Origin of the sequence: Flavisphingopyxis soli (assembly GCF_007995095.1) — a bacterium.
Lineage (GTDB): Bacteria > Pseudomonadota > Alphaproteobacteria > Sphingomonadales > Sphingomonadaceae > Flavisphingopyxis > Flavisphingopyxis soli.
Window position 1 is genome coordinate 147,397 of the sequence record NZ_VOPY01000001.1, and the last position, 26,036, is coordinate 173,432.

Annotated in this window: 24 protein-coding genes; 7 read left to right on the forward strand and 17 right to left on the reverse strand. The window is 65.8% G+C overall.

Annotation, left to right across the window (positions count from 1 at the left end; all coding sequences use genetic code 11):
* Positions 1-226: 226 nt before the first annotated feature.
* A complete protein-coding gene (locus FSZ31_RS00745; protein WP_147121165.1) occupies positions 227-2,185 on the forward strand; it encodes a S9 family peptidase in 1,959 nt (652 codons plus the stop codon).
* Positions 2,186-2,200: 15 nt separating this feature from the next.
* Here FSZ31_RS00745 and FSZ31_RS00750 read toward each other — a convergent pair whose 3' ends face one another.
* Positions 2,201-3,157, reverse strand: a complete 957-nt coding sequence (locus FSZ31_RS00750; RefSeq protein WP_147121166.1) for an isoaspartyl peptidase/L-asparaginase family protein — start codon at positions 3,155-3,157, stop codon at positions 2,201-2,203.
* Positions 3,158-3,297: 140 nt separating this feature from the next.
* A complete protein-coding gene (locus FSZ31_RS00755) occupies positions 3,298-5,613 on the reverse strand; it encodes a S8 family peptidase (protein ID WP_236643604.1) in 2,316 nt (771 codons plus the stop codon).
* Between the two features lie 234 nt (positions 5,614-5,847).
* Here FSZ31_RS00755 and FSZ31_RS00760 point away from each other — a divergent pair, with 234 nt between their 5' ends.
* From FSZ31_RS00760 to FSZ31_RS00770, 3 genes are all read left to right on the forward strand, one after another.
* Positions 5,848-6,555 carry a pyrimidine 5'-nucleotidase gene (locus FSZ31_RS00760; RefSeq protein ID WP_147122452.1) on the forward strand — a complete coding sequence of 236 codons (708 nt, stop codon included), beginning with the start codon at positions 5,848-5,850 and terminating at the stop codon, positions 6,553-6,555.
* Entirely contained in the window at positions 6,552-7,388 is an 837-nt protein-coding gene (gene dapD / locus FSZ31_RS00765) for a 2,3,4,5-tetrahydropyridine-2,6-dicarboxylate N-succinyltransferase (RefSeq protein ID WP_147121168.1), read from the forward strand. Before FSZ31_RS00760 ends, dapD begins: the two co-directional genes overlap by 4 nt.
* Before the next feature lie 156 nt (positions 7,389-7,544).
* Positions 7,545-9,698, forward strand: coding sequence for a TonB-dependent receptor plug domain-containing protein (locus tag FSZ31_RS00770; RefSeq protein ID WP_147121169.1), 2,154 nt, complete (start codon positions 7,545-7,547; stop codon positions 9,696-9,698).
* A gap of 138 nt (positions 9,699-9,836) precedes the next feature.
* Here FSZ31_RS00770 and ssb read toward each other — a convergent pair whose 3' ends face one another.
* From ssb to FSZ31_RS00800, 6 genes are all read right to left on the reverse strand, one after another.
* Positions 9,837-10,364, reverse strand: a complete 528-nt coding sequence (ssb, locus tag FSZ31_RS00775) for a single-stranded DNA-binding protein (RefSeq protein WP_147121170.1) — start codon at positions 10,362-10,364, stop codon at positions 9,837-9,839.
* A 22-nt stretch (positions 10,365-10,386) separates the two neighbouring features.
* Positions 10,387-12,261, reverse strand: coding sequence for a ferrous iron transporter B (feoB, locus tag FSZ31_RS00780; RefSeq protein WP_147121171.1), 1,875 nt, complete (start codon positions 12,259-12,261; stop codon positions 10,387-10,389).
* A complete protein-coding gene (locus FSZ31_RS00785; RefSeq protein ID WP_147121172.1) occupies positions 12,258-12,512 on the reverse strand; it encodes a FeoA family protein in 255 nt (84 codons plus the stop codon). Before FSZ31_RS00785 ends, feoB begins: the two co-directional genes overlap by 4 nt.
* Positions 12,513-12,580: 68 nt before the next feature.
* On the reverse strand, positions 12,581-12,922 hold the full coding sequence (locus tag FSZ31_RS00790) for a hypothetical protein (RefSeq protein ID WP_147121173.1): 342 nt from the start codon (positions 12,920-12,922) through the stop codon (positions 12,581-12,583).
* On the reverse strand, positions 12,923-13,591 hold the full coding sequence (locus tag FSZ31_RS00795) for a COQ9 family protein (protein WP_147121174.1): 669 nt from the start codon (positions 13,589-13,591) through the stop codon (positions 12,923-12,925).
* A 14-nt stretch (positions 13,592-13,605) separates the two neighbouring features.
* Complete coding sequence (locus FSZ31_RS00800) at positions 13,606-14,553, reverse strand: DMT family transporter (protein ID WP_147121175.1); 948 nt, start codon at positions 14,551-14,553, stop codon at positions 13,606-13,608.
* 75 nt (positions 14,554-14,628) lie between these two features.
* Here FSZ31_RS00800 and FSZ31_RS00805 point away from each other — a divergent pair, with 75 nt between their 5' ends.
* Positions 14,629-15,738 carry an alkene reductase gene (locus tag FSZ31_RS00805; RefSeq protein ID WP_147121176.1) on the forward strand — a complete coding sequence of 370 codons (1,110 nt, stop codon included), beginning with the start codon at positions 14,629-14,631 and terminating at the stop codon, positions 15,736-15,738.
* Between the two features lies 1 nt (position 15,739).
* On the opposite strand, the gene ribH is transcribed toward FSZ31_RS00805, so the two are convergent.
* The 9 genes from ribH to FSZ31_RS00850 form a co-directional block, all read right to left on the reverse strand.
* A complete protein-coding gene (gene ribH, locus FSZ31_RS00810; protein ID WP_147121177.1) occupies positions 15,740-16,159 on the reverse strand; it encodes a 6,7-dimethyl-8-ribityllumazine synthase in 420 nt (139 codons plus the stop codon).
* Entirely contained in the window at positions 16,159-17,472 is a 1,314-nt protein-coding gene (gene ribB / locus FSZ31_RS00815) for a 3,4-dihydroxy-2-butanone-4-phosphate synthase (RefSeq protein WP_147121178.1), read from the reverse strand. Before ribB ends, ribH begins: the two co-directional genes overlap by 1 nt.
* A gap of 44 nt (positions 17,473-17,516) precedes the next feature.
* Positions 17,517-18,146 carry a riboflavin synthase gene (locus FSZ31_RS00820; protein ID WP_147121179.1) on the reverse strand — a complete coding sequence of 210 codons (630 nt, stop codon included), beginning with the start codon at positions 18,144-18,146 and terminating at the stop codon, positions 17,517-17,519.
* 70 nt (positions 18,147-18,216) lie between these two features.
* On the reverse strand, positions 18,217-19,218 hold the full coding sequence (gene ribD / locus FSZ31_RS00825; protein ID WP_147122454.1) for a bifunctional diaminohydroxyphosphoribosylaminopyrimidine deaminase/5-amino-6-(5-phosphoribosylamino)uracil reductase RibD: 1,002 nt from the start codon (positions 19,216-19,218) through the stop codon (positions 18,217-18,219).
* Between the two features lie 41 nt (positions 19,219-19,259).
* Positions 19,260-19,703: a hypothetical protein gene (locus tag FSZ31_RS00830; RefSeq protein WP_147121180.1), complete on the reverse strand. Its 444-nt coding sequence runs from the start codon at positions 19,701-19,703 to the stop codon at positions 19,260-19,262.
* 51 nt (positions 19,704-19,754) lie between these two features.
* Positions 19,755-20,468 carry an energy transducer TonB gene (locus FSZ31_RS00835; protein ID WP_161595911.1) on the reverse strand — a complete coding sequence of 238 codons (714 nt, stop codon included), beginning with the start codon at positions 20,466-20,468 and terminating at the stop codon, positions 19,755-19,757.
* Between the two features lie 146 nt (positions 20,469-20,614).
* The gene (gene gltX, locus FSZ31_RS00840; protein WP_147121182.1) at positions 20,615-21,967 is read right to left on the reverse strand and encodes a glutamate--tRNA ligase; all 1,353 of its coding nucleotides are present in this window, start codon (positions 21,965-21,967) and stop codon (positions 20,615-20,617) included.
* 53 nt (positions 21,968-22,020) lie between these two features.
* A complete protein-coding gene (locus FSZ31_RS00845; RefSeq protein WP_147121183.1) occupies positions 22,021-22,512 on the reverse strand; it encodes a hypothetical protein in 492 nt (163 codons plus the stop codon).
* On the reverse strand, positions 22,509-24,167 hold the full coding sequence (locus FSZ31_RS00850; RefSeq protein WP_147121184.1) for an NAD+ synthase: 1,659 nt from the start codon (positions 24,165-24,167) through the stop codon (positions 22,509-22,511). The genes FSZ31_RS00845 and FSZ31_RS00850 overlap by 4 nt, the downstream gene beginning before the upstream one ends.
* Before the next feature lie 115 nt (positions 24,168-24,282).
* Here FSZ31_RS00850 and FSZ31_RS00855 point away from each other — a divergent pair, with 115 nt between their 5' ends.
* Together FSZ31_RS00855 and FSZ31_RS00860 are read left to right on the forward strand one after the other, a co-directional pair.
* Positions 24,283-25,218 carry a ribose-phosphate pyrophosphokinase gene (locus FSZ31_RS00855; protein WP_147121185.1) on the forward strand — a complete coding sequence of 312 codons (936 nt, stop codon included), beginning with the start codon at positions 24,283-24,285 and terminating at the stop codon, positions 25,216-25,218.
* A gap of 13 nt (positions 25,219-25,231) precedes the next feature.
* Positions 25,232-26,014: an inositol monophosphatase family protein gene (locus FSZ31_RS00860; protein WP_147121186.1), complete on the forward strand. Its 783-nt coding sequence runs from the start codon at positions 25,232-25,234 to the stop codon at positions 26,012-26,014.
* The last annotated feature ends 22 nt before the right edge of the window (positions 26,015-26,036 follow it).

Below are 26,036 nucleotides of genomic sequence, written 5' to 3' on the forward strand. Positions count from 1 at the left end.
GTCCAATAGAAAAAGACCCTGAGAGCGGCATATCTGCCCCCCAAGGCCCTGTGTGCGAACCGGCAATGTTCAGCTCTATTTGACCGGACGGGGGAGCGACCCTTCCGCCGGATGCGCGCCCTCTACCTGCGATTGCCGATTCGGTCAAGCGGTGGGACAGGGCCGCAATGAGGGCTTGCGATTCCTCTTTTGTCGCGGCAGTTTCGTGGCAATACAGGGGGATGACATGAAAATAGGGGCAATATTTACCAGTCTGGCGCTGATCGTGGCGACCACGCTTGGGGCGACACCGGCCGCGGCGCAGGCAACCGGGGCAGCCGCAACGCCACCGCGACCGCCACGGATCGATTCGACCTTGTTTTCCGCCCCGTCGCAGTTTTCGCGGCCGAGCATCTCGCCCGACGGGACGAGGATTGCCTATATCGCGAACACCGACGGCCGGGACAGGCTCGTCGTCAAATTTATCGACACCGGCGAACGCGCAATTTTTCAATACCCTGAAGGGTCCGACCTGGAATGGTTCCGCTGGGCGGGTTCAGGGCGGTTGCTGTTCTCGATGTCGGGCGAGGTCAAATTTCTCGGCGAGGAGGCCCAGCGAACGGTCCTGTCCGTGATCGATGTCAAAACTCGCCAAATCCTTACGCTCGCTGACGAGAAACAGGGGCTGCGGGGCGACAACGTGATCTACGTCGATCCCGCGGGCGAGTATGTCCTGCTCAACAGGCAAAAGACGATCTACGATTATCCGTCGGTCTTTCGCATCATGCTTGCCGACAACACGACGACCAAGGTCGTCGGTGAGAAGGACAATGTGTGGGACTGGGTTGCCGACGACAGCGGCGTTGTCCGACTGGGCGTGGGCTCGAGGGGTAGCGCTACTTTGGTCTATTACCGCCCGGATGCAGAGCAATCGTTCAAGATGATCGGCCGGATCAAGGACGACGACGAGGATCGCGAGGTGCTCGACGGACTGTTGCGGATCATCACGGGATCGGACGACGGCTTCATCCTTACCAACAAGAAGACCGGACGAGACGCGCTTTACAGATACAATTATGCCACGCGGGCGATCGGTGAGCTGGTCGTCGGCGATCCGACCTACGACATCACCGATTTCGCGCTCGATCGCAAAACCGGCGCGGTCACCGCCGCATATCTGACCGACGATCGCTTCCGGGCGCTTTGGCTCGACCCGAAGATGAACGCCGAACAGGCCAAACTCGAGCGCGCCTTACCCGGCATGGACGTTTGGATATCATCGCGCAGCGCCGATGACAGCCGGATGATCGTCTTCGTCGCGTCCCCAAACGATCCGGGCAGCTTCTATCTCTACGAACCCAAGGCGCGGAAGCTCGACAGGATTGCGGGGCCCGCCGATTCGCTCGATCCCGCGCAACTCGCGGTGACGAAGCCGGTCCGCTACAAGGCGCGCGACGGACTGATGATTCCGGCCTATTTGACGTTGCCCGTCGGACGGGCGCCAACCGGGCTGCCGCTGATCGTGATGCCGCACGGCGGCCCGTTCGGCGTGCGTGACACAATGGAATTCGATGCCGATGTGCAGTTTCTAACCAACCGCGGTTATGCCGTGTTGCAGCCGAATTTCCGTGGCTCGTCGAGCTATGGCGAGGATTTCTATAAACAGGGCGTCGGCTCGGTTGGTCGCGCGATGCAGGACGATCTCGACGACGGGGTCGACTGGCTGGCGAGCGAGGGGACGATCGATTCGCACCGCGTGTGCATTCTGGGAGCGAGCTATGGCGGTTACGCTGCCTTATGGGGTGTTATCCGCAATCCCGAACGATACCGCTGCGCGGTAAGCCTGGCGGGAGTCACCGACTTGAAAAGGCAGTTGCGTTACGATTCCAAGTTTTTCTCACGCAAGGGTGCGCGCGGCTGGCGTAGCAAGATCGAGGGCGAAGAGCGGTTCGATCTCGACGAGGTCTCACCGGTCGGTCACATCGACCAACTCACGCGACCGGTTTTAATCGCGCATGGCGATGCCGACGGCACCGTACCGCAAAGCCAATACGACCGGTTTATCGAAGCGGCGAAAAAGGCGGGAAAGCCGGTCGAGGCAAAATTATACAAAGGCGAAGGACACGGACTCTCAGATCCCAAGAATCGAGCCGACTATTACGACCGGGTCGAAGCCTTCCTTGCCAAATACAACCCGGCCGACTGAGCCAAGCGAAAGCGTTCAACGCGGTTCGTCGCCGTAGATCGCGACCTCGTTGAGGCCCTTGGCGTCGGCGCGGGCGCGGTACATTCCGGGGGTGTTGAAGACGAAGGCAGTGGCGCCGTCGGGGGCGGCGACGATGACGCCGCCATCGCCGCCCATCTCACCGAGTTCGGCGATGACGTGGTTCGCGGCGGCGTCGGGGCCTTCGCCGGTGAAACGCATCCGCGCGCAGATCTCGTGCGCGACCCCTAGCCGAATGAAATATTCGCCCGATCCGGTCGCGCTGACCGCGCAGGCGCGATCGTCGGCATAGGTGCCCGCGCCGATAATCGGCGAATCGCCGATCCGGTCCCATTTCTTGCCGGTCATGCCGCCGGTCGAGGTGCCCGCCGCGACATGGCCGTTCGCGTCGCGCGCGACCGCGCCGACGGTGTCGTATTTCATGTCGATATCATACGAGCTGGTCTTGCTCGCCTTCATCCGCTCGAGCGCGTCGCGGCGGAATTCGGTCGCGAAATATTCGGGCGGGGCCTGCTCGAGTCCCTGCTCGCGACTGAACTGGTCGGCGCCCTTGCCCGCCAGCATGACGTGCGGGCTGCGTTCCATCACCGCGCGCGCAGCGAGGATCGGGTTCCTGGTCGCCGACACGCCGGCAACCGCGCCCGCTTCGCGCGTATCGCCGCGCATGATCGACGAATCCATCCGGTTCTCGCCGTCCCAGGTGAACACCGCGCCCTTGCCGGCGTTGAAATTGGGGTCGTCCTCGAGCACCATGATCGCGGCCTGGACCGCGTCGAGCGCCGCGCCGCCACGGCTGAGAACCTTCGATCCCGCCGCGAGCGCGCGGCCCAGCGCGGCGCGGATGTCGCGATCCTGTTCGGGGGTGATGCGATCGCGCTCGATCGTCCCGGCCCCGCCGTGGATTGCGAGCGACCATGTCGGCGGCGCCTCCTGGCCCTGAACGGGTGCGGTCATCGCGAAACCTCCGGCTAAAAGGACGAACAGACATGAGATGATGCGCATCGAACGGCTCCCCCGAGTGATGGGAGGTGTGATTGCGCTTTCCCGGGCGCTTGTCAAAATTGCCCGATCGACGCCGATCGCGCCGCCGGGCGTCAGAAGCCGAGCGTAAAGCGGATCGCGCCGCCGATATCGTTGCCGAGCGCGGCGATGTTGCCGGGATCTTTTCGATAATAGGCGTTGGCGGTGAGGCGTGCGGTTGCACCAACGGGGACGCCATAGACGCCCTCTATATCGACCTCTCGCCCGGTCGGCGCGAGGTTGAGCGTGCGCACGCCATATTCGGTCGCCAACGTCGCGTAATCGTAACCGACCGGCAGGTTGAGCCGCAGTCCGCCCGCCGAAACGCGCAGCGGCTGCGCGATGCGCAACGCGAAGCTGTCGCTCGAGCCGAAGACACCCGCCTTGGTCGCGTCGAGCGACCACGCGCTCGATTTGAGCAGCGATCCCGAAACGACGTTGCCGCCGGCATTGGCCCAGGTCCAACCCTGGCGCCAGGCGCCGCCGAGGGCCCAGCCGGCCCCGATGTCGACGCGCGCCTCGGTATCGACGAAGGCGCTGCGCGCGCCCTTGCCGCCATAGAGCGAACCGAACTTCGCACCGAGCACGGTCTCGCTCTCGTTGAGCATCTCGCCATTGAGCGCGAAGCGCGCCGCGCCGACGCTCTTGTCGAGGCCCACGCCGACGATGCTGTAGCGATAGTCGGAAAGCGGGGTGCGAAGCTGTTCGAAGGGGCGCGTCTCGCGGACCTGCGCGATGCCGGTTTCGGCGCGCGCGGTGAGGCCGATGCCCGCGCCGATAGCGTGGCGCACGGCAACGCCGCTGGCCGGGCGCAGGCTGAAGCCGATCTGGCCACGCGCCGATTCGCCGACGAGGAAGGCGGGCTGGCTGCGCCCTTCGAGCGCGGCCGACATGCCCTCGCTGCCGCGGCGGATGCCGAAGGCGAGGCGGGTATCGGGATCGAGGCGCAGCATCACCGATCCGGCGAGGACACGCGCCTGTTCGGCATCGGTCACGGTCAGCGTCTGCGCGCCGTAAATCACTTCGTTGCTGCCTGCCGCGACGGTCAGCGAGACGCTGAACGCCGGCGAGGAGGCCGACAGCTGGCGCTGCGCGACCGACAGGGCGGGCGCGAGCTTGAGGTCGAGGCCCGGCGCGCGGACGGTGCGGGCGAGGTCGAGGCCGAAAGCGCGGTCGTATTCGTCGAGGATGATCGCCTGCGTCGATCCAGAAGCGAACGCATCGCCCATCGGGCTCGACAGCGTGGCCGAATCGGCGGAGGTGTCGACCAGCTCCTTCGAGCCGGCGAGGCTGGTCGTGCCCGATGGCTGGAAGGCCCTGGCGATGTCGAGGATGCCATGGCCATAAATGGCATCGACGCCCGGGGCGCCGACGTCACGGCCCGAATTGAGCAGGATCGAGACGATCTGCGCGCCGGTGAGGTTGGGGAAGGCCTGCGCGAGCAGGGCTGCGGCACCGGCGATCTGCGGCGCCGAGAACGACGTTCCGCTCCACAGATAGATCGCGCCGTTTTCGTCAGGCGCACGCACGCGATACCCCAGAGCGGTGAGATAGACGTTCGCCGAAGCGCCCGCGCGATTGCTGAAGGCCGAGATCTCGCTCTGGCTGGCCGCGGTGCCGACCGATCCGGCGATGATGACGCGGCCATTGCCCGCCGCCGCGAGTCCCTGCGCAAACGGATCGGGATTGTTGGGGTCGACACCCGCGTCTGTCGATTCGCCGTCATTGCCCGCCGAAACGACGATGACGATGCCAGCGGCCGCGGCGCGCGTTATGGCAGTGCGCAGCGAGGTCCCGATGCCGCCGCCGCCAAGCGAAAGGTTGATGACGCGCGCACCCGAATCGACCGCGTGGTTGACCGCCGCGGCGATTGCACTGGTTGAGAACTTGCAGCCGGAATCCTTCACATCGGGGTCTTCGGTTGCGCAACTGCCTGCGGTATCGGCCCGCAAGGTCAACAGCGTAGCATCGAATGCGATGCCGTGCGTTTCGAGATCGTTTTTCGCGCCGAGAATGACCGAGCTGACCGCCGTGCCATGACCATCCTCGTCAACATACGTGCCGTTGCCGCCGAAATCGCGCGAGGCCGAACTGATCCGGCCGGCGAATTCCAGGCTCGTCGTGTCGACCCCGGTATCGACGACACCGACGAGGATCCCCTTGCCCGTCGCGCCGGCCGTGTAGGCCGAGATGGCATTGTGGAACGAGGGGCCGACCGACCGGCGATATTCGGCGGTATCGAAATTGGCGGTCGGCGCGGGCGTCGGAGGCGGTGTCGGCGCGGGGGCCGGTGGCGGAGTCGGGGTCGGCGTGCTGATCGGTGGGGGCGGGGTCGACGAAGTGCCGCCACCGCCGCATGCTGCCAGCGGGAGCAGGGCCACGACGCTCACGGCGCACACGAGGCGCGCCCTGACAGATGAAATTTCAATGTAACGGATCATATCGGCAGCTTACCCAAATATGCTGGCAAAAAGCCCTTAAGGAGCACCTGTTTCTCGCCAACTATTCCATTAAAACACTAAAATAGAACCAAAAAAATGTCCAAGACCTTAACATCTGCCCCTTTTTTGACAGATTAGGCGCACTCGCCTTGTCGCGCAATCATGGCTTGGCTAGGCAGCGGCATGCCCCGCTCGCTCGATCATGTCGATTGCTGGATCTTCGATCTCGACAATACGCTCTACCATCCCTGCCATCGGCTGTTCGACCAGATCGACCGGCGGATGGAGGAATTCGTCGCGCGCGTGACGGGCTGTGCGCCCGACCAGGCGCGAGCGATCCAGAAGGCGTATTTCCACGAACACGGAACGACGCTGGCCGGACTGATGCGCCATCACGACGTCGTCGCCGAAGACTTCCTCGCCTTCGTCCACGACATCGTCCTCGACGAGCTGGTCCCCGATGCCGCGTTGACCGCCGCGCTCGATGCGCTGCCCGGACGGCGGATCGTCTTTACCAATGCCGACGCCCCGCACGCGCAGCGCGTCCTCAACCGGCTAGGCATCGCCGACCGTTTCGAGGCGATCCACGACATCGTCGCGTGCAACCATATCCCCAAGCCGGCGAGCGAGCCCTATCGCCAGCTGTGCGAGACCTATGCAATCGATCCCGCCCGCGCGGCGATGGTCGAGGACATGGCGCGCAACCTCGCCCCGGCGCACGCGCTCGGCATGACGACGGTGTGGATCGACAACGGATCGGAAGCGGGAAATCGCGATCACGACCCCGATTTCATCGACATCCATGTTGACGACCTTGTGCCCTGGCTTCAGGGGGTCGGCGAGCGGCTGGCAACGGGCGCGATAGCCAAACAGGAAAGTCCCGCGACATGAGCGACATCGCAGCAATTATCGACCAGGCGTGGGAGGCGCGCGACACGCTCGACACGTCCGACGCGACGATTCGTGACGCGGTCGAACGGGCGCTGGCCCTGCTCGACAGTGGCCGCGCGCGCGTTGCCGAACCGAGCGGCGACGGCGACTGGCAGGTCAACCAGTGGCTCAAGAAAGCGGTGCTGCTGTCGTTCCGCTTCAACCCGATGGCGATCATCGAGGGCGGCCCGGGCGGAGCGACCTGGTGGGACAAGGTGCCATCGAAATTCGCCGGCTGGGACGAAGCGCAATTCACCGCAGCGGGGTTTCGCGCGGTGCCCGGTTCGATCGTCAGGCGCGGCGCGCATATCGGGCGCGACGTCGTCCTGATGCCGAGCTTCGTCAATATCGGCGCCCATGTCGGCGACGGCACGATGATCGACACCTGGGCCTCGGTCGGCAGCTGCGCGCAGGTCGGCAGGAATTGCCATATCTCGGCGGGCGCGGGCATCGGCGGCGTACTCGAGCCGCTGCAGGCCAATCCGACGATCATCGGTGACAACTGCTTCATCGGCGCGCGCTCCGAGATCGTCGAGGGCACGATCGTCGGCGAGGGATCGGTCGTCGCCATGGGGGTGTTCATCACCGCATCGTCGAAGATCGTCGATCGCGCCAGCGGCGAAGTCCATTACGGGCGCATCCCGCCCTATTCGGTGGTCGTTCCCGGGACACTGCCCGGCAAGCCCCTGGCCGACGGATCGCCCGGCCCCGGCCTCGCCTGTGCAGTGATCGTCAAGACGGTCGACGCAAGCACCCGCGCGAAAACCGCGATCAACGACCTCCTTCGCACCTGAGCCCAAAGGCCGCGCAAAGAACGTTGACCTAGCCGTATTGTTGACATAATACACTAAGGCAGATTCATCGGACGTTCACGTTTGTAGTCGTTACTGCGGCGCAACGATTCGGTCAGCGGATCAAATTTCCCCCTGTGCGGGAATGGGAGAGATATCTTGAGCAGCAAAATTCGACCGGCAATCACCGGAATCCGGCAGTCACACAGCGCTACCATTTGCGGCGGCAAGATGGTGTTCGCGAGCGTTTCGTCGCTCGCGCTGGCGTTGGCGATCGCTGCCCCGGCAGCCGCAGAGGACAGCACCGACAATTCGCCGACCCCGGTGGTCCAGACCGCTTCGGGTCAGGCAGGACGAACCTATACGCCCGCCGATTTCGCGCGCTACGCACCCAAGACCGCGCTCGACATGGTCCGCCAGATTCCCGGATTTTCGATCCAGGGCGGTGACAACGGCAATCGCGGCCTCGGCCAGGCAACGCAGAACGTCCTGCTCAACAGCCAGCGCGTGTCGGGCAAGTCGAACGATGCCGCGACCGCGCTGTCGCGGATCGATGCCGCCAGCGTTACCCGGATCGAGATCGTCGACGGCGCGTCGCTCGACATTCCCGGCCTGTCGGGCCAGGTCGCCAATGTCGTCTATGCCAGCAAGTCGTTTGGCGGGACGTTCGAATGGACTCCGGAAATCCGCCCCGGGCTCGACGACAACTGGTTCGCAGGCAGCGTCTCGCTGAGCGGCAAGGCCGGATCGACCGACTGGAGCGCGAGCCTGTCGAATAATGCTGAACGCCAGGGCCATTGGGGTCCCGAATATCTCCGCGATGCCAACGGCGTGTTGCTGCTGACGCGCAACGAGCATGGCAGCTACTATCGCGATCGTCCGCGGCTCGCGCTGTCGCTCGCGCGGACTGCCGCCAATGGCAACATTCTCAACGTCAACGCCGCCGGCGAACTCAGCTATCGCACCCAGCGCGTCGATGGCGATGTCGTCTCGCCCGCCGGCGCGCGATCGGACGAGCTGTTCCTTTCCACCGAAAAGGAATGGAATGCCGAGCTCGGCGGCGATTACGAATTCGCTCTCGGTGGCGGTCGGCTGAAGCTCGTCGGCCTCAAGCGGTTCGAACACAGCCCGTTCGTCAACCAATTCACCGCGCAGGACCGTGCGCCGGGATCAGTCGTCACGGGCAATCGCTTCGATCAGACCGTCGATGAGGGAGAAACGATCGGGCGCGGCGAATATCGCTGGAAGGCAGGGCTCGCCGACTGGCAGGTCAGCCTCGAGGGCGCCTACAACACCCTCGACAGCGCGGCCGCGCTGTTCGTGCGCGATGCCGCGGGCATCCCCGTCGAAGTGCCGCTTCCCGGGGCCAATGCGCGCGTGACCGAAAAGCGCGCCGAATCGATCCTGACCTATGGCCGGCCATTGTCGTCGAGCCTGACGCTGCAAGCCAATCTCGGTGCCGAATACAGCACGATCACGGTCACCGGATCGGGCGGCAAGTCGCGCAGCTTCCTGCGTCCCAAGGGATCGGTCGCGCTCGCCTGGACGGTCGATCCGACGCTGACGGTCAACGCCAAGGTCGAACGCCGCGTCGACCAATTGAGCTTTTACGACTTCCTGGCCTCGGTCGACGTCGCCAACAACACCGACCGGTCGAACAATCCCGAACTGGTCCCGCCGCAACGCTGGCGGTTCGAGATCGACGCGACCAAGAAGCTCGGCCAATGGGGCTCGATCAAGCCCTTCGCGCGCGCCGCCCTGATCCAGGACGTGGTCGATTCGATTCCCGTCTCGCCGACCGAAGAGGCGCTCGGCAACCTTGCCGACCCTGCCGTTGTCTGGCTGGCCGGAATGGAGGGCACGCTGTTGCTCGATCCGCTGGGTTGGTCGGGCGCGAAAATCGATTTCGACGGCAAGTACATCGATGCGCGGGTCAAGGACCCGCTGACCGGCGCGCGCCGCCGGGTGAGCGGCGAGGCGATCTACACATTCAGTGCCAATCTGCGCCACGACATCCCCGCCTCGAACTGGGCCTGGGGCGGCAGCATCGAAGCCTATGACCATGCCGCCAATGTCCGCCTCGACCAGGTCCAGCGATCATTTGCGACCAAGCCGCAGACGACGCTGTTCGTCGAGAATAAAAACGTCTTCGGGCTGACGGTGCGGGCGACAGTCATCAACCTGCTCGACAGCCGCGACGGCTACGAACGCACCGCCTATGTCGGCCGCCGCACCGGCCCGATCGCCTTCACCGAGGACCGGCTGCGCGGTTACGGCAGGATCTGGGCGTTCAGCATCAGCGGGAATATCTGAATAGAGGCGTCCCCGCCCGGCCCGGATCGACCGGGCTGGGTGGGTCGCGCCCTTCGATACGCGATTTCGACAGGCTCAGTCGCACCTCAGGACAAACGGTTAACGACTGAGCTAGGCTGATCGACGGCAGTCCCTCGATCAGAACGGGACTTCGTCGTCGAGATCGTTGTCGAAATTGGGCCCGCCCGAACCGCCGCCCGACGACGATCCGCCGCCGAAGCCGCCATTGCCCGAAGAGCCGCCGCCCCAGCCGTCGTCGCCGCTTGGACGCGATCCGCCGCCGCCACCCGAACTGGCGCCCGAACCGCCGCCGGGCGCGCCGTCGAGCATCGTCATCACCGCGCCGGGACCCTGCAGCACAACCTCGGTCGAATAGCGGTCGTTGCCCGACTGATCCTGCCATTTGCGCGTGCGCAGCTGACCCTCGATATAGACTTTCGATCCCTTGCGCAGGAAGCGTTCGGCGACGCCGGCCAGGCCTTCGCCGAAGATCGCGACGCTATGCCATTCGGTGCGCTCCTTGCGCTCGCCGGTCATCTTGTCCTTCCAGTTTTCCGACGTGGCGATGCGCAGATTGCATACCTTGCCGCCGTTCTGGAACGATTTGACCTCGGGATCCTGCCCCAGATTGCCGATCAGGATGACCTTGTTGACGCTGCCTGCCATGTGCTTGCTTCCTGCTTGAATTTTACGAAAGGCCGAGGGCCGTTGCTATCCAGTAGGTAGCGCCTGCGAAGACGTAGGCAAGGGTGAACAGGTAACCGACCATCAGCGCGGGCCAGCGCCAGCTGTTCGTTTCGCGCCGCGTCACCGCGATCGTCGAGATGCACTGCGGCGCGAAGACGAACCAGGCGAGGAAGGCGAGCGCGGTCGCGAGGCTCCAGTCGGCGGCGAGCTTTGGCCCGAGCGCGCGCGCGGCCTGTTCGTCGTCGTCGCCGGCGTTGATTGCATAGACCGTACCGAGCGCCGAAACCGCGACCTCGCGCGCCGCCATCGCGGGGATCAGCGCGAGCGCGATATCCTTGTTGAAGCCGATCGGTTCGACGATCGGCGCGACGAGATTGTCGGCGATCCGCCCGGCGAGCGAATAGCGCACCGGCGAGACGTCGCTGCCTGCAGGCGGCTTGGGGAAGGATAGCAATGCCCACAGCAGCATCGTCGAGAAGAAGATGATCGTCCCCGCGCGCTTCAGGAATATCCATGCGCGCTGCCACAGGCCGAGCGCGACGTCCTGCAGCCGCGGCCACTGATAACGCGGCATTTCCATGATCAGCCCGGCGCTCGCCCCCTTGGTCACGGTGCGGCGCAGGACATAGGCGGCGGCGAGCGCGCCGACGATGCCGGTGAGGTAGAGGATGAAGAGCACCAGCCCCTGCAGCCCGATGCCCGGCCCGACGCTGCGCGCGGGGATGAACGCGGCGATGATGATCGCATAGACGGGCAAACGCGCCGAGCAGGTCATCAGCGGCGCGATCAGGATCGTCGTCAGCCGGTCCTTGGGATCGGATATCGCGCGAGTCGCCATGATGCCGGGGATGGCGCAGGCGAAGCTCGACAACAGCGGGATGAAGCCGCGGCCCGACAGGCCGACCTTGGCCATGATGCCGTCCATCAGGAAGGCGGCGCGGGTGAGATAGCCGGTCGCTTCGAGCACGAGAATGAAGAGGAACAATACGAGGATCTGCGGCAGGAAGACGACGACTGCGCCGACGCCCGCGATGACCCCGTCGACGATCATCGAGCGCAGCCAGTTATCGGGCATAGCATTGCCCAGATACTGACCGAGCGTGCCGATGCCGACGTCGATCGCGTCGGCGGGTGTCGCCGACCAGGCGAACACCGCCTGGAACATGACGAACAGGATCGCGAGCAGGATGGCAAAGCCGAGTATGGGGTGCATCAGGACCGCATCGATCCGCTGCGTCCAGCGCCGCTCGGGCGGCTCGCCGACGGTCGCGGCGCGCGCGATGATCGCCGCCTGCTTGCGCAATTTGCGATCAGCCTCGGGCCCGTGCTCGGGCGGTTCGACGATACGATGCCTGGCGCCGTCGAGCACGGCTTCGAGCGCGGCGATCAGTTCGATCAGGCCGCGCCCGCGAACCGCGACGGTCGGGATGACCGGCACGCCGAGATCGGCCGACAGCCGCGCCGCATCGAGTTCGAGCCCGTCGCGCGTTGCCATGTCGATCATGTTGAGCGCGACCACGACCGGCGTGCCGACCGCGATCAGTTCGAGCGCGAAGGGCAGATGCTGGTCGAGGTTCGATGCGTCGAGCACGACGATCATCGCGTCCAGCCGCCGCTCACCCTGCTGATGTCCGGTGACGACCGCGCGCGTGACCTCTTCGTCGGGACTCGCCGGGGTCAGGCTATAGCTGCCCGGCAGGTCGACCATTTCGAGCGGGCGGCCGTCGCTGAGGACCGCGCGGCCCGATTTGCGCTCGACCGTGACGCCGGGATAGTTGCCGATCTTCTGCCGTGCGCCGGTCAGCGCGTTGAACAGCGACGACTTGCCCGAATTGGGATTGCCGACGAGCGCGACCATCGGAGTGGCGACGGTCATGCCGCAGCCCCTTCGGCGATGCTGATCGCGGCGGCATGGGCGAGTCGGATGATAATCGTCGTGCGCCCGACGCGGACGGCCAGCGGGTCCTTGAGGAACAGGCTACCGCGATGCAGCAGCTCGACATTGGCGCCCTCGATCAGGCCGAGTTCGCGCAGCCGCCGACCTTCGGGGAGCGACATACGATCCCAGTCGACCGCGGCGACATGGCCACGCGCACCGGGACGGAGATTGGCGAGGAGAGAATACATTTGCGACTGATTATCATTAACGGGAAGCCGGCGCTATAGCGAGCGTTCCGATTTCGCGCAAATGGTGATCATCGCGTGCGGTCGGGTCCTAGCAACAGCGTCGACACGTTGCCGCGGCTTTGCCAACTCGCGACCAATAGATAGGCGGACAAGAAAAGGACGCCGCCGAATAATGCGAGCAGTCCGAGCCCAATTCCGATCGGTGAAAAACGATGGCGCCAGCTGACCCAAAACCCCGACAAAATCAGCATGCCGAGAAAATCGAAGTTGAACTGGCCGGGCCAATTCATCTTCGCGATGTCGCCGAAAAATATCGGCAGCAGGTCCCAGCCATGTCGATCGATCGTGATCGCGGTATAGCCGACGATTGCGACGAGAAGGATCGAAACGAGGAGTTGGAACGCCCGCATTCAAACCCCCGGGTAGCGCAGGCGGCCGATGAAGCGCGACAGGCTGGGGATGCGTGTCCGGCGCTTCAGGAAGCCCGCCTTGGCCTTTTCGAACTGCATGACATTGTCGATCCGGCGCGAGAGGAAGGCGCGCGTGTCGGCGAAGCCTTCGCTCTCGTCGTCGAGGAAAACGGTCAGCGTCGCGGCGTAGATGGTGCCGAGCAGGCCGCGCTTTGTGTAGTGATTGTAATCGGTCGCGGTGTCGCCCGCGAGGCGCCACATCGTGTCGGCGGCACGCCAGCCGAGCCGGGTGCCCTTGGCAATATTCTGCGGCATGGCAAGGATCGCGAGCGCGCGGCGCAGCGCTTCCTTGTCGTTCGCGACGATGGCGAGTCGCGTTTCGACCAGCGCGGCGATGCGCGCGCGAATCTTCATCGCGCCAAGCGTTTCGGGCGGCAGGCGGCGCGCCATTTCAACGTCGATCCAGCCGAACCAGGCATCGATCATGTCGGTCGCGCCGCCGGGAAAGGCGAGCGCGGCGATGTCTGGATCAATGCCGAGCGCGTCGGCCGCGCTGGCGACCGCGCTTGTGCCCCAGCCGTCGAACGCTGCATCGGCCGCGAGGCGCGGGGCGAGCGCGGCGCGGACTTCGTCGAGCGTCGGATCGTCTGGAAGGTCAGTCTGGGCCATGACGCGAAACTAGGTCACGGCCTTGCGCGCGGCAAGGCAGGATTGCGTTCTGGCCAGCGCACGAGCACCAGCGCGAGCGCGATCGCGATCATGCCGGCGCCTTCGAACGGTCCGATCGCCTCACCAAAGACGACCAGACCGGCGAACGCCGCGATCGCCGGCTGGACGAGCAGGACGAGGCCGATGACGAGCGGGCGGAAGTGCGGCAGCGCATAGACGAGCAGCCCTTGCCCCGCGAGCTGGCTCGAAAAGGCGAGCGCGATCAGCGGCGTCCAGTCGTGCGGCCAGATGTTCTCGCCGAGCGCGAGCGCGAACAGCAGCGCGATCGGGACGCTGGCAAAGGTCGACACCGCGAGCACCGACCAGCTGCCGAGCTTGGCGCGCGCATTCTGCAGCGCGAGGAGATAGCCGGTGTAGAGGATGCCCGCGAGGAGGCTGAGCAGGTCGCCCGCGAGATTGCGCGGACTGAGCTCGAACGAGCGGCCCATCAGCAGCGCCCCGCCGGCAAAGGCGAGCGCGATCGCGACGAGCTGGATCCGTCGCGGCATCTGGTGAAGGACGACCATCCCCCACAGGACGAGCAGCAGGCTCGCCGAATTGCCGAACAATGTCGCGTTGGCGAGCTTTGTGCGGACGATGCCGAGATGCCAGGCGGCAAGATCGGCGGCGAAGAACACCCCGCCGATGACGATCATCCAGCCGACCTTGCGCGGGAATCCGACAAGCGGCTGGCGTGTCCGCCACGCGATCACCGCGAGGAACGGCGCCGCGATCGCGAGCCGCCAGAAACCCGCCGCGACGGGGCCGGTATCGGCAAAGCGGACGAGCAGCGCGCCGAAGGCGAGGCACATGTTGGCAAGCACGAGTGCGGCAAAGGCGAAGCCCGGATGCCGTAGCGTCGCGGGCGAGTCGGCTGCGGGAACGTCGCGCGGGTCGGCCGTATGTGCGGTTGAATCGGCCAAGGCGGGTCCCCAATTGGTGCGTTCGCTGCTCTAGCGAGCCCGCCGACCTATCGCCACCAAAAGGATCAACGCTCCATGACCCCCGTCAAAACCGATGCCGCGCCCAGCCTGTTCGACCCGATCACGATTGGCGGCCTCGTCTTGCCCAACCGCGTTTTGATGGCGCCGCTGACGCGCGGACGCGGAACGATGGAGCATGTGCCAACCGAGTTGATGGGCGAATATTATGCGCAGCGCGCGGGCGCCGGACTGATCCTTTCCGAAGCCACCGGGATCAGCAAGGAGGGCCTCGGCTGGCCTTTCGCGCCGGGCCTGTGGACCGAAGACCAGGTCGAAGGCTGGAAGCCCGTCGTCGAGCGCGTCCATGCCGCGGGCGGGCGGATCTTCGCGCAACTGTGGCATATGGGCCGGCTGGTCCATCCCGACATGGGCGGCGGCGCACCGGTATCGTCGGTCGCGGTCGCCGCCGACGGCCAGGCGCACACCTATTCGGGCAAGCAGGATTACGCGACGCCGCGCGCCTTGCCCGCCAGCGAGATCCCGCGCGTGATCGGCGATTATGTGACCGCGGCACGCAACGCGATGCGCGCCGGGTTCGACGGCGTCCAGATCCACGCCGCCAACGGCTATCTGATCGACCAGTTCCTGCGCGATACGCCCAATGATCGTGACGACGATTATGGCGGCAGCGCCGACAATCGCGTTCGCCTGCTCCGCGAAGTCACCGCCGCAGTGGCGGGCGAAGTCGGCGCGGATCGTACCGCCGTGCGCCTGTCGCCCAACGGCGTGGTCCAGAGCACCAACGACAGCGATCCGGTAACGACTTTCACCACCGCGGCCAAGGCGCTCGACGCGCTTGGCATCGCGTTTTTGGAAATGCGCGAGCCGCGCGAGGCGTCGACCTTTGCCAAGACCGACGTCGCCCCGGTCAGCCCGCATATCCGCAAGGCCTTCTCGCCGCCGCTGTTCCTCAACAGCGATTACGGCCTCGCCGACGGTCAGGGACAGCTCGACAAGGGGTTAGCCGACGGCATTGCTTATGGCCGCCCGTATATCGCCAACCCCGACCTGGTCGAACGGTTCAAGGCAGGTGCCGCGCTCAACGAACCCAATCCCAGGACCTTCTACAGCCAGGGCCCCGAAGGCTATACCGACTATCCAGCGATGGAGGCTGCGCCCGCCTGATTCAGGCGAAGCGGCGCTGGAGTTCGAGCATGGCGAGCGCGGCCTTGGCCGCTTCGCCGCCCTTGTCCTTTTGCTGAGGGTCGGCGCGGACGAGCGCTTGGGCGTCGTTTTCGACGGTAAGAATGCCGTTGCCGATGGCGGTGCCGTCGAGCGTCAGCGCCATGATCGCGCGCGCGCTTTCGCCCGCGACGATTTCGAAATGATAGGTCTCGCCGCGGATGACGACGCCGATCGCGACGAAGGCATCGAAGCGCGCGCTGTCCTGGGCGAGCGCGATTGCGCCGGGGATTTCGAGCGCGCCGGGCACGGTTACCGTCTCGTGACTATGGCCGGCGGCATCGATCGCGGCGCGCGCGCCGGCGAGCAGCATGTCGTTATAGCTCTCGTAAAAGCGTGCTTCGACGATCAGGATATGGGCCATCAGGCGTCCTCTGTTTCGCGCGTTCGCGCATCCGCAGGCGTGATCGCCTTCTCGCCGACGATCGACAGGCCGTAGGCGTCGAGACCGACCAGCGTGTGGTGCGTATTGGTCAGCAGGATCATGTCGGCGACGCCCAGTTCGGTGAGGATCTGCGCACCGACGCCGTAATCGCGCAGTTCCTCCATGTCGCGAGGAGTGCTCCCCGTCTTGGCCTCGATCGCGCGGGTGAAGATGTCCTTCACCGGCTTGTTGATGACGACAACGACGCCCGCGCCCGCTTCGCCGATGATCCGCATCGAATCGGCGAGGAGGCGGCCGCGCGTCCCGGTCTCGCCGAACAGGTCGGCAAAGGGCGACAGCGCATGCATCCGCACCAGCGTCGGCGTGTCGGGCGTGATGCGGCCCTTGACCAGCGCGACCTGCTCGGTCCGCGTCGCCTTGTTGAAGAAGGTCATCGCGGTCCAGTCGCCACCCCATTCGGAGGTGAAGGCCGCCTCGCTGCGTTTCTCGACGAGCCGGTCGTGGCGGCGGCGATAGGCGATGAGATCGCGGATCGTGCCGATCTTGAGATCGTGGAGCCGGGCGAAGGGGATGAGGTCGGCCATCCTCGCCATCGTGCCGTCGTCCTTCATGATCTCGCAGATCACGCCCGACGGATTGAGCCCGGCGAGGCGCGAGACATCGACCGCGGCTTCGGTATGGCCGGCGCGGACGAGGACGCCGCCGTCGCGCGCGACGAGGGGGAAGACATGGCCCGGCGTGACGATCGATTCGGCGCCCTTCGACGCGTCGATCGCGACCGACACGGTCCGCGCGCGATCGGCCGCCGAGATGCCCGTCGTGACGCCTTCGTGTGCTTCGATCGAGACGGTGAAGGCGGTTTCATGCCGCGTCCCGTTGTGCCGCGCCATGAGGTCGAGGCCGAGCATATCGACGCGCTTTTTCTCGAGCGTCAGGCAGATCAGCCCGCGCCCGTATGTTGCCATGAAGTTGATTGCGTCGGGCGTCGCCATCTGCGCGGGAATGACGAGGTCGCCCTCGTTCTCGCGGTCCTCGTCGTCGACGAGGATGAACATCTTGCCGTTGCGCGCGAGCGCGATGATCTCTTCGGCGCCAACCATCGGCGACGATTCGCTGCCGTGCGCGAGCCAGTGCTCGAGCTTGCGCAGCGTATCGGCGGTCGGGTTCCAGCTCGATTCGCCGACATCGCGCAGGCTGTTGGGATGGAGGCCGGCGGCCTTGGCGAGACCGGCGCGGGTGACCTCGCCCGAATTGACGAGCGCGGTGATGCGGGAGATGAGGATGCTGGACATGCCGACCAAATAATCACATCGCAATGTGATGTCAATTGGGCCAATCACATCCGCTGCTGCATCCTGGCAAGGTAGCGCGTCAGGATGTCGATCTCGAGATTGACTTCGCTGCCCGCTTCGAGCGCGCCGAGCGTCGTCACGGCGCGCGTGTGCGGGATGATGTTGACCGCGAAATCGGCGCTGCCGTCGGCGTGATCGGTGACATCGTTGACCGTCAGCGAGACGCCGTCGATCGCGATCGAGCCCTTGCCCGCGATGTTGGCGGCGAGCACGGCGGGCGCATTGATATCGACACGCCAGCTGTCGCCGTCCTCGCAAATCCGCTTGATCGTCCCGGTCGCATCGACATGGCCGGTGACGATATGGCCGCCGAGCTCGTCGCCGACGCGCAACGAGCGTTCGAGGTTGAGGCGGCGGCCCTCGGTCCACATGCCCTTGGCGCTGCGCGAGATCGTTTCGCCCGACACATCGACCGCAAACCAGCTTCGCTGGCCTGGTTCGGGTGCGTCCAACTGCCCCTTGTCGACGACGGTCAGGCAGACGCCCGAGCACGCGATCGACGCGCCGATCGCGACTCCGGCCATGTCATAGCCGCAGCCGATGACGATGCGCTGGTCGCCGCGCGCCTCGACGCTGCGAATCGTGCCGATGTCGGTGATGATGCCGGTGAACATAGAGTCCTTTCTATCGCCTCATCCGGGCGGAAAACCGGTGCCCACTTTTCCTGATGAGGCTTGGATCGCCTCATTCGGGCGGAAAACCGGTGCCCACTTTTCCTGATGAGGCTGTGCAATCCTCGTTTCGCGCCCGCTCGTAGACGTCGAGCGTGTCACTGCCAAGGTCGCGGTGATCGACGCGGTTCCAGCGGCGGTGTGCCGAGGCGAGGTTGGTGAGACCGATATCGCCAATCGCGCGCAGCCCGTTGCCGATCAATATCGGCGCGCGATAGATCAGCAAGCGATCGACGAGATCGGCGGCGAGAAACGCCGATGCGGCGCCTGCACCGCCTTCGACAAGAACCGACTCGATGCCGTCGAGCTCGGCGATCGCGTCAGGCGAGGCGATCGCCTGCCAGCCGTCGGGAGCGTCGCCCGATGTCAGCACGAGCCGCTCTGGTGAACGATCTTCGAGTCCTTCGATCCGCACATCGAGCCGCGGGGCATCAGCCTCGAGCGTACCGCGCCCGACGAGGATCGCGTCGTGGCGCGCACGCTCGAGATGGCCGTGCATTCGGGCACGCTCGCCGGTGATCCAGCGACTCGTCCCGTCGGCCAGCGCGATGCAGCCGTCGAGCGACATCGCCAGCTTGAGCGTGACGAACGGGCGGCCATGTTCGATCCGCATGAGCCAGGGGGCCATCGCGCGGCGCGCTTCGTCGGCACCGATGCCGACATCGACCGCGATGCCCGCCGCACGCAGCAGCGCGATGCCCTTGCCCGCAGTGCGCGGATCGGGATCGGCGAGCGCGATGACGACGCGCGCGGGGGCGGCATCGCGCAGCAGGGCGGCGCACGCCGGGCCGCGATCACTGGCGTGCGCACAGGGTTCGAGCGTGACGTAGACCGTCGATCCGGCGGCGGCACTGCCTGCCGACGCGAGCGCGATCGCTTCGGCATGCGGGCGGCCGCCCTTGGCCGTCGCGCCGCGCCCGATCACCGCGCCGTCGCGAACGATCAGACAGCCAACATTGGGATTGGGCGACGACAGGCCGCGCGCACTATCGGCAAGCGCGACCGCGGCGTCCATGGCGCGCGCGTCGTCGGGCGCGGCCGGGATGGGATCGTCGATCACTTGGCCTTGGCGGCGGCAGCATCACGCTGGCGCGAGAATTTCTCCGCCGCGTCGAGCTGTGCCTTGGCCATCGTCTCGGGATCCATCGCCTCGGTCGCAGCGCTGTCGTGATCGGCCTCGGTCGAGTCATATTCGACGCCGAGGCTGTCGGCGAGCCGCTTGTACGCCTCGCGGTTGCGGGCGTGGCGCGCGTTGGTCGCCTTGGCGCGTTCGAGCCATTCGCGGCGGATCTCCTGCTCGCTGCGATCGGTCGTCCAGTTTTCGATATAGACGATCTTGGCGGTCGTGTCGGGCTCAGGCTGCATCGCGTAGGCAAACAGGTAGATGATCACGATCGGCAGGACGATCGCCACCCCCATCGCGGGGATGCGATGCGGGCGGTCAATCTTCAGATAATTCCACAGGTCGGCAAAGCCGCCGGTGACGTCGGGCATTTTCATGAACCACCCGATACTATCGCTGGCGCAATTATGCGACCCGCTTTCATGCCGCTAGCCTGTCAGCTTGAAGGTCACGGTCATGACGTGCCAGCTTTCGAACGGCGCGCCGTCGCGCGTTGCCGGCTTGAATCGCCACGCGCGCAGCGCATGTTTGCGCGTTGCGTCGAAAAAGGCGGTGGTGCTCGAACCCGCATCGACGACATCGCGAACGCGGCCGTCGGGGCCGACAAGCACGCGCACCCTGGCGATACCTTCGCGTTCAAGGCGCAGCATTGCGGGTGGATAATCGGGCTGGAAGCGGTCGGCAAAGCGCGGATCGATCGACACCTGCGTCAGCACCGGCGCGACCGGCAGCTTGGTAAGCACGGGCGGGTCGAGGGTGCTCGTGTGGCCAACGGGTCCGGTCGTGAAGGGGTTGTCGGCGCCGCGATCGGTCGTCCCGATCGGCGGATTGCCGGGCAGCGGCGGCGCGAGCGGCGGACGCGGCACGACGATCGTCGTCTTGGACTGGGGCGACGCCTCGCGCGGCTGCGGCGCTGGCTTGGGCGGCGTCGGCAGCGGAATCTGTTTCACCTTGATCGGAGAGAAGGGCGTGAACCGTTCGATCATCGCCTGCGGCGCCAGCAGATAGGCGGCGAACAGCGCGCCGGTGACGCCGATCGACAGGCCGAGCGGGATCGGGCGCAGGCCCGAGCGCCGGTCGCTATAGGCATGGCGGCGAATCGGTTCGGCCCGTGGGCCAGTCGGGGAAAGTTGCGCGTTCATCGTCGTCCCTCCTCTCAAGCGGCGGGCCGACGGGGGCTCCATCGGCCTTCACCGATTAGAAGAGTGATGATATAATATAACGAGAAACTGTCAAGCGGCGAAATCTTCCCCGTTCAGGGGCTTAGCTGACTGGCGGGATCGTGCGTTCAGCCCTGGGCTGCGGCACGCAGCCGTTCGAGTGCGCGCGCGCTCCCGATCAGCGGCAGCAGCGCGGCCATGTCGGGGCCCGAATCGCGCCCGGTCAACGCCTGGCGCAGCGGCAGGAACAGCATCTTGCCTTTGCGATCGGTCGATTCTTTGAGCGCGCCGGTCAGCGCGTGCCACGGGTCACCCGCCCAGTCGATCGATGCGGCCTGCTCGGCGGCGGTGGCGAGATAGGCGCGCGTATCGTCGTCGAACGGCGGCGCAGCGATCGGCCCGGTGACGCACGACCAGATATCGGCCGCTTCGTGCACCGTGTGAAGATTGGGCCGGATCGCTTCCCAGCCCGCCGCACCGATATCAACGGGCAGCCGCGCCGCGACGGCATCGTAGTCGAGACCATGGACGATCTTCTGGTTGAGCAGCTTGAGCTCGTCATCGTCGAAGCGCGCAGGCGCACGGCCGAAATTCGCGAAGTCGAACGATTCGATCAGCGGTGCGACGTCGCTCACCGGGAGCACCGGCTCGCTCGTCCCGATCCGCGCGAGCAAGGCAACGAGCGCGATCGGTTCGATCCCGAGTTCGCGGAAATGGTCGGCGCCAAGCGAGCCGAGACGCTTCGACAATTTGCCTTCGCTGCCGACGAGCAATGCTTCGTGCGCGAAAGCCGGCGGCGCCGCACCGAGCGCTTCGAACATCTGGATCTGTGCGGCGGTGTTCGAGACGTGATCCTCGCCGCGCACGACGTGCGTCACGCGCATGTCGATGTCGTCGATCGCGCTCGGCAGCATGTAGAGCCAGCTGCCGTCGGCGCGGCGGATGACGGGATCGCTGAGCAGTTGCGGGTCGAAATGCTGGCTCCCGCGAATCAGGTCGTCCCATGCGATCGGTGCGTCGTGGTCGAGTTTGAAGCGCCAGTGCGGCGCGCGGCCGGCGGCGGCATGTGCGGCATGGTCGTCCTCGCCGAGCGCCAGCGCGCCGCGCTCATAGACCGGCGGCAGGCCGCGCCCGAGCAGCACCTTGCGGCGCAAGTCGAGCTCCTCGGGGGTTTCGTAGCAGCGATAGACGCGGCCGACCTGCTTGAGCGCCTCGAAATGCGCCTCGTAGAGGTGCGAGCGCTCCGACTGGCGCGCTTCGCCATCGGGCGTCAGGCCGAGCCAGCCGAGATCGTGGCGGATCGCGGTGACGAACGCCTCCTCCGAGCGCGCCTGGTCGGTATCGTCGAGCCGGAGGAGGAAACGCCCGCCATGTTTGCGCGCGTACATCCAGTTGTGCAGCGCGGTGCGGATATTGCCGACGTGGAGATTGCCCGTAGGCGACGGCGCGAAGCGGGTGACGGTGTCGGAGTTTGGGGTCATGGCAGCGCGGTTAGCGGTTTAGCGCCACGCTGTCATCGGGAGAACCCACGCTCTCATTGGGAAAACAATGTGACGCTGTGTCCGCCGCCCGACAGGAGCACGCCATTTTCGGGGGTGCGTCCCGCCTGCTCCACGGCGTCGAACGCCTTGCCCAGCGCGATCAGCTCGGGCGGAACCGCGACCAAGCAGACGGGCGCCGGCACGCCATCGACGGGCGAATTGAGCGGCGGCGCGCGCGTCACGCCGACCTCACCGCGTGCATAGCGATAGTTCCAGACGAAGCCCCTGCAGCGTGGTTCATAGCCGATCGTATTTTCGTCGATCGAAACGGCAATGCCGATGTTGCCCGTCAGCGAATTGCCGTCGATCCCTGCAACCCGCCATTCGCCGACCAGGCTATCGGGAGGGGGCAAGGTTTTGGCTTGTGCCTGAGGCGCCGATTCGTTCGCCGAGCGATCAACGCCTTGCGGCGCGGCGCGGTCGTCGCGCGATCCACAACCGACCAACACCAGCGCCGACAGCACGAGGAACGCGCGTGCCCTCATGCCGTGCGGAACCCATGCGTGATCGGATAGCGGCGGTCGCGGCCGAAGTTGCGGATGCCGAGCTTGACCCCCGGAGGCGCCTGGCGGCGCTTGTATTCGGCGATGTAGAGCAGGCGCTCGATCCGCGCGACGAGATCGCGATCATAGCCCAGGCCCGCAACGATATCGTCGACCGAGCGCTCCTCCTCGACCAGCGCATAGAGGATGCGGTCGAGGATTTCATAAGGCGGCAGGCTGTCGTCGTCGCGCTGGTCGGGGCGCAGTTCGGCGCTCGGCGGCTTGATGATCACGCGCTCTGGCATCACCGCGCCAGAGGGGCCGAGCCCGAGCGAGGGCCGGTTCTCATTGCGCCATTTCGACAGCAGGAAGACGGTCGTTTTATACGCATCCTTGAGGACGTTGTAGCCGCCCGCCATGTCGCCATAGATCGTCGCATAGCCGACGCTCATCTCGCTCTTGTTACCCGTCGTCAGGACCATCGGGCCGAACTTGTTGCTCAATGCCATCAGCGTGACGCCGCGAATCCGCGACTGGATGTTTTCCTCGGTACTGTCGACCTCGGCATCGGCGAAGCTGCCCGACAGCATCGTATCGAACGCCTCGACCGCGGGGTTGATCGCTATCGTGTCGAGCCGGCAGCCGAGCAGGTCGGCGCAGCCCTTGGCATCCTCGAGGCTCTCCTGCCCGGTAAAGCGGCTCGGCAGCATGACGCACCAGACGCGCTCCGCACCAAGCGCATCGACCGCGACCGCCGCGCTCAATGCCGAATCGATCCCGCCCGACAGGCCGATCAGCACGCCGGGAAAGCTGTTGGCGTTCACATAATCGCGCAGGCCGGTGATCATCGCATTGTAGATATCGGCGGGATGTTCGTCGAATGGGCTGATCTCGCCGCCCGCGCAGGTCCAGCCGCTTTCGCCTTTCGTCCAGACGGTATCGCGCGCGACCGTCTCCCAGTCGGGCAACTGGTGCGCGAGCGCGCCGTCGCCATTGAGGACGAACGAACAGCCGTCGAAGACGATCTCGTCCTGCCCGCCGACGCGGTTCAGAAAGATCAGCGGCAGGCCGGTTTCGGCGACGCGCGCGCCCGCGACCTGTCCGATGCGGCGGTCGTCCTTGTCGATCTCGAACGGGCTGCCGTGCGGCGCGAAGAGGATTTCGGCGCCCTGTTCGAGCAGGTGCGCGCAAACGGTCGGGAACCAGATGTCCTCGCAGATCGGGATGCCGAGGCGCACGCCTCGCAACTCAATCGGATCGGGCAGCGGGCCGGCGGCGAAGATGCGCTTTTCATCGAAGGTGCCGTAATTGGGCAGTTCGTGCTTGCGCGTCCGTCCGACGATCCGGCCGCCATCGAGTGCGGCGATGATGTTGTAGACGCGGCCCGCCTCCTCCTCGATCGTCCCGACCAGCATTGCCGGGCCGCCGTCGCCGGTTGCTGCCACGAGGCGATCGAGCTCGGCCGCGGCGCGCGCGATCAACGCGGGCTTCAGGACGAGGTCCTCGGGCGGATAGCCGATCAGCTGCAGCTCGGGGAAGGCGACGATGTCGGCGTGCGTCGCGGCGGCGCGGGCGGCGAGCATCGCGTCGGCATTGGCAGCAAGGTCGCCGACGCGCTGAGCGCACTGGACCAGCGTGAGGGTGAGCGAGTGCGTCATCGGCGATGCTCTAATCCGCGCGCACGATTACGGCAACGCTGCGCTTGGCCAATCGTGCGCGGCCCGCTAACAGACCTTCGATCAATTTGGCCTATCGGCAGCAAAGGGCGGCATCATGAAAATCCTTGCGGGCAACAGCAACCTGGCGCTGGCCCAGGCGATCTCCGACTATCTCGACATGCCGCTGACCGAGGCGAGCGTGCGGCGTTTCGCCGACGAGGAAGTGTTCGTCGAGATCCACGAGAACGTCCGCGGCGAGGACGTTTTCGTCGTCCAGTCGACCGCCTATCCGGCGAACGACAACCTGATGGAGCTGCTGATCTGCATCGATGCGCTCAAGCGTGCATCGGCGCGGCGGATCACTGCGGTCATCCCCTATTTCGGCTATGCCCGGCAGGACCGCAAGCCCGGCCCGCGCACGCCGATATCGGCCAAGCTCGTTGCCAACATCATCACCACCGCGGGTGCCGACCGCGTCCTGTCGGTCGATCTCCACGCCGGGCAGATCCAGGGCTTTTTCGATATCCCGACCGACAACCTTTACGGCGCGCCGGTAATGAGCGCCGATATCCAGGCACGCTTCGGCACCGAGGAGTTGATGATCGTCAGCCCCGATGTCGGCGGCGTCGTGCGCGCCCGCGCGCTCGCCAAGCGGCTCGACAACGCGCCGCTGGCGATCGTCGACAAGCGCCGCGAACGCGCCGGCGAATCGGAGGTCATGAACATCATCGGCGATGTCACCGGCCGCTTCTGCATCCTGATCGATGACATCGTCGATTCGGGCGGGACATTGTGCAACGCCGCGCAGGCATTGATGGACAAGGGTGCCAAGGGCGTCGCCGCTTATTGCACGCACGGCGTCCTGTCGGGCGGCGCGGTGGCGCGGATCAACCAGTCGGTGATGACCGAACTCGTCATCACCGATTCGATTCTCCCGACCGACGCGGTCGAGACGTCGGACAAGGTCCGTGTCCTCACCATCGCCCCGCTATTGGGCGAAGCAATGCGCCGCATCGCCGACGAATCGAGCGTGTCGAGCCTGTTCGACTGAGCTCGACACAGCCATGACCCCGTCCGACATCGTCCTTGCCAACCGTCTTGCCGATGCGGCGGGGGCGGCGATTCGCGATTTCTGGCGCGGCGAGATCGGGATCGAGGCCAAGCAAGACGCCTCTCCCGTCACGCTCGCCGACCGTGCCGCCGAAGAGGCGATGCGGCGGGTATTGGCGGCCGAGGCACCGCGCGACGGGATCATCGGCGAGGAGCTCGGCAGCGAGCGCGCCGACGCATCGCGCGTCTGGGTGCTCGACCCGATCGACGGGACGACGAGTTTTGCCGCGGGACGCCCGATATTCGGCACGCTGATCGCGCTGCTCCAAGACGGCTGGCCGGTCCTGGGCGTAATCGACCAGCCGATCGCGCGCGAACGCTGGGTCGGCGTGATCGGACAGCCGACGACCTTCAACGGCACGCCCGTATCGACGCGCCCCTGCCGCGAACTGTCCGGCGCGACGCTTGCGACGACCAGCCCGAGCCTGTTCGACGACCATGATGCCGAACATTTCATGGCACTCGCCGCCAAGACCGCGCACCGCCGGATGATCTGGGGCGGCGATTGCTATAATTACGGCCTGCTGGCGAGCGGCCATGTCGATCTCGTCGTCGAAAGCGGGCTGAAACTCCACGATTTCGCCGCGCTCGTGCCCGTCGTCGAGGGTGCCGGCGGACAGATGTGCGACTGGGCGGGCCATCCGCTGAGCGCCGACAGCACGGGCGACGTCATCGCGCTCGGCGACCCGGCACGACTCGACGATGTGCTCGAAGCGCTCGCCTGCGGGCACGGTTAGGCAACTCACCCCCGCCGTCTTC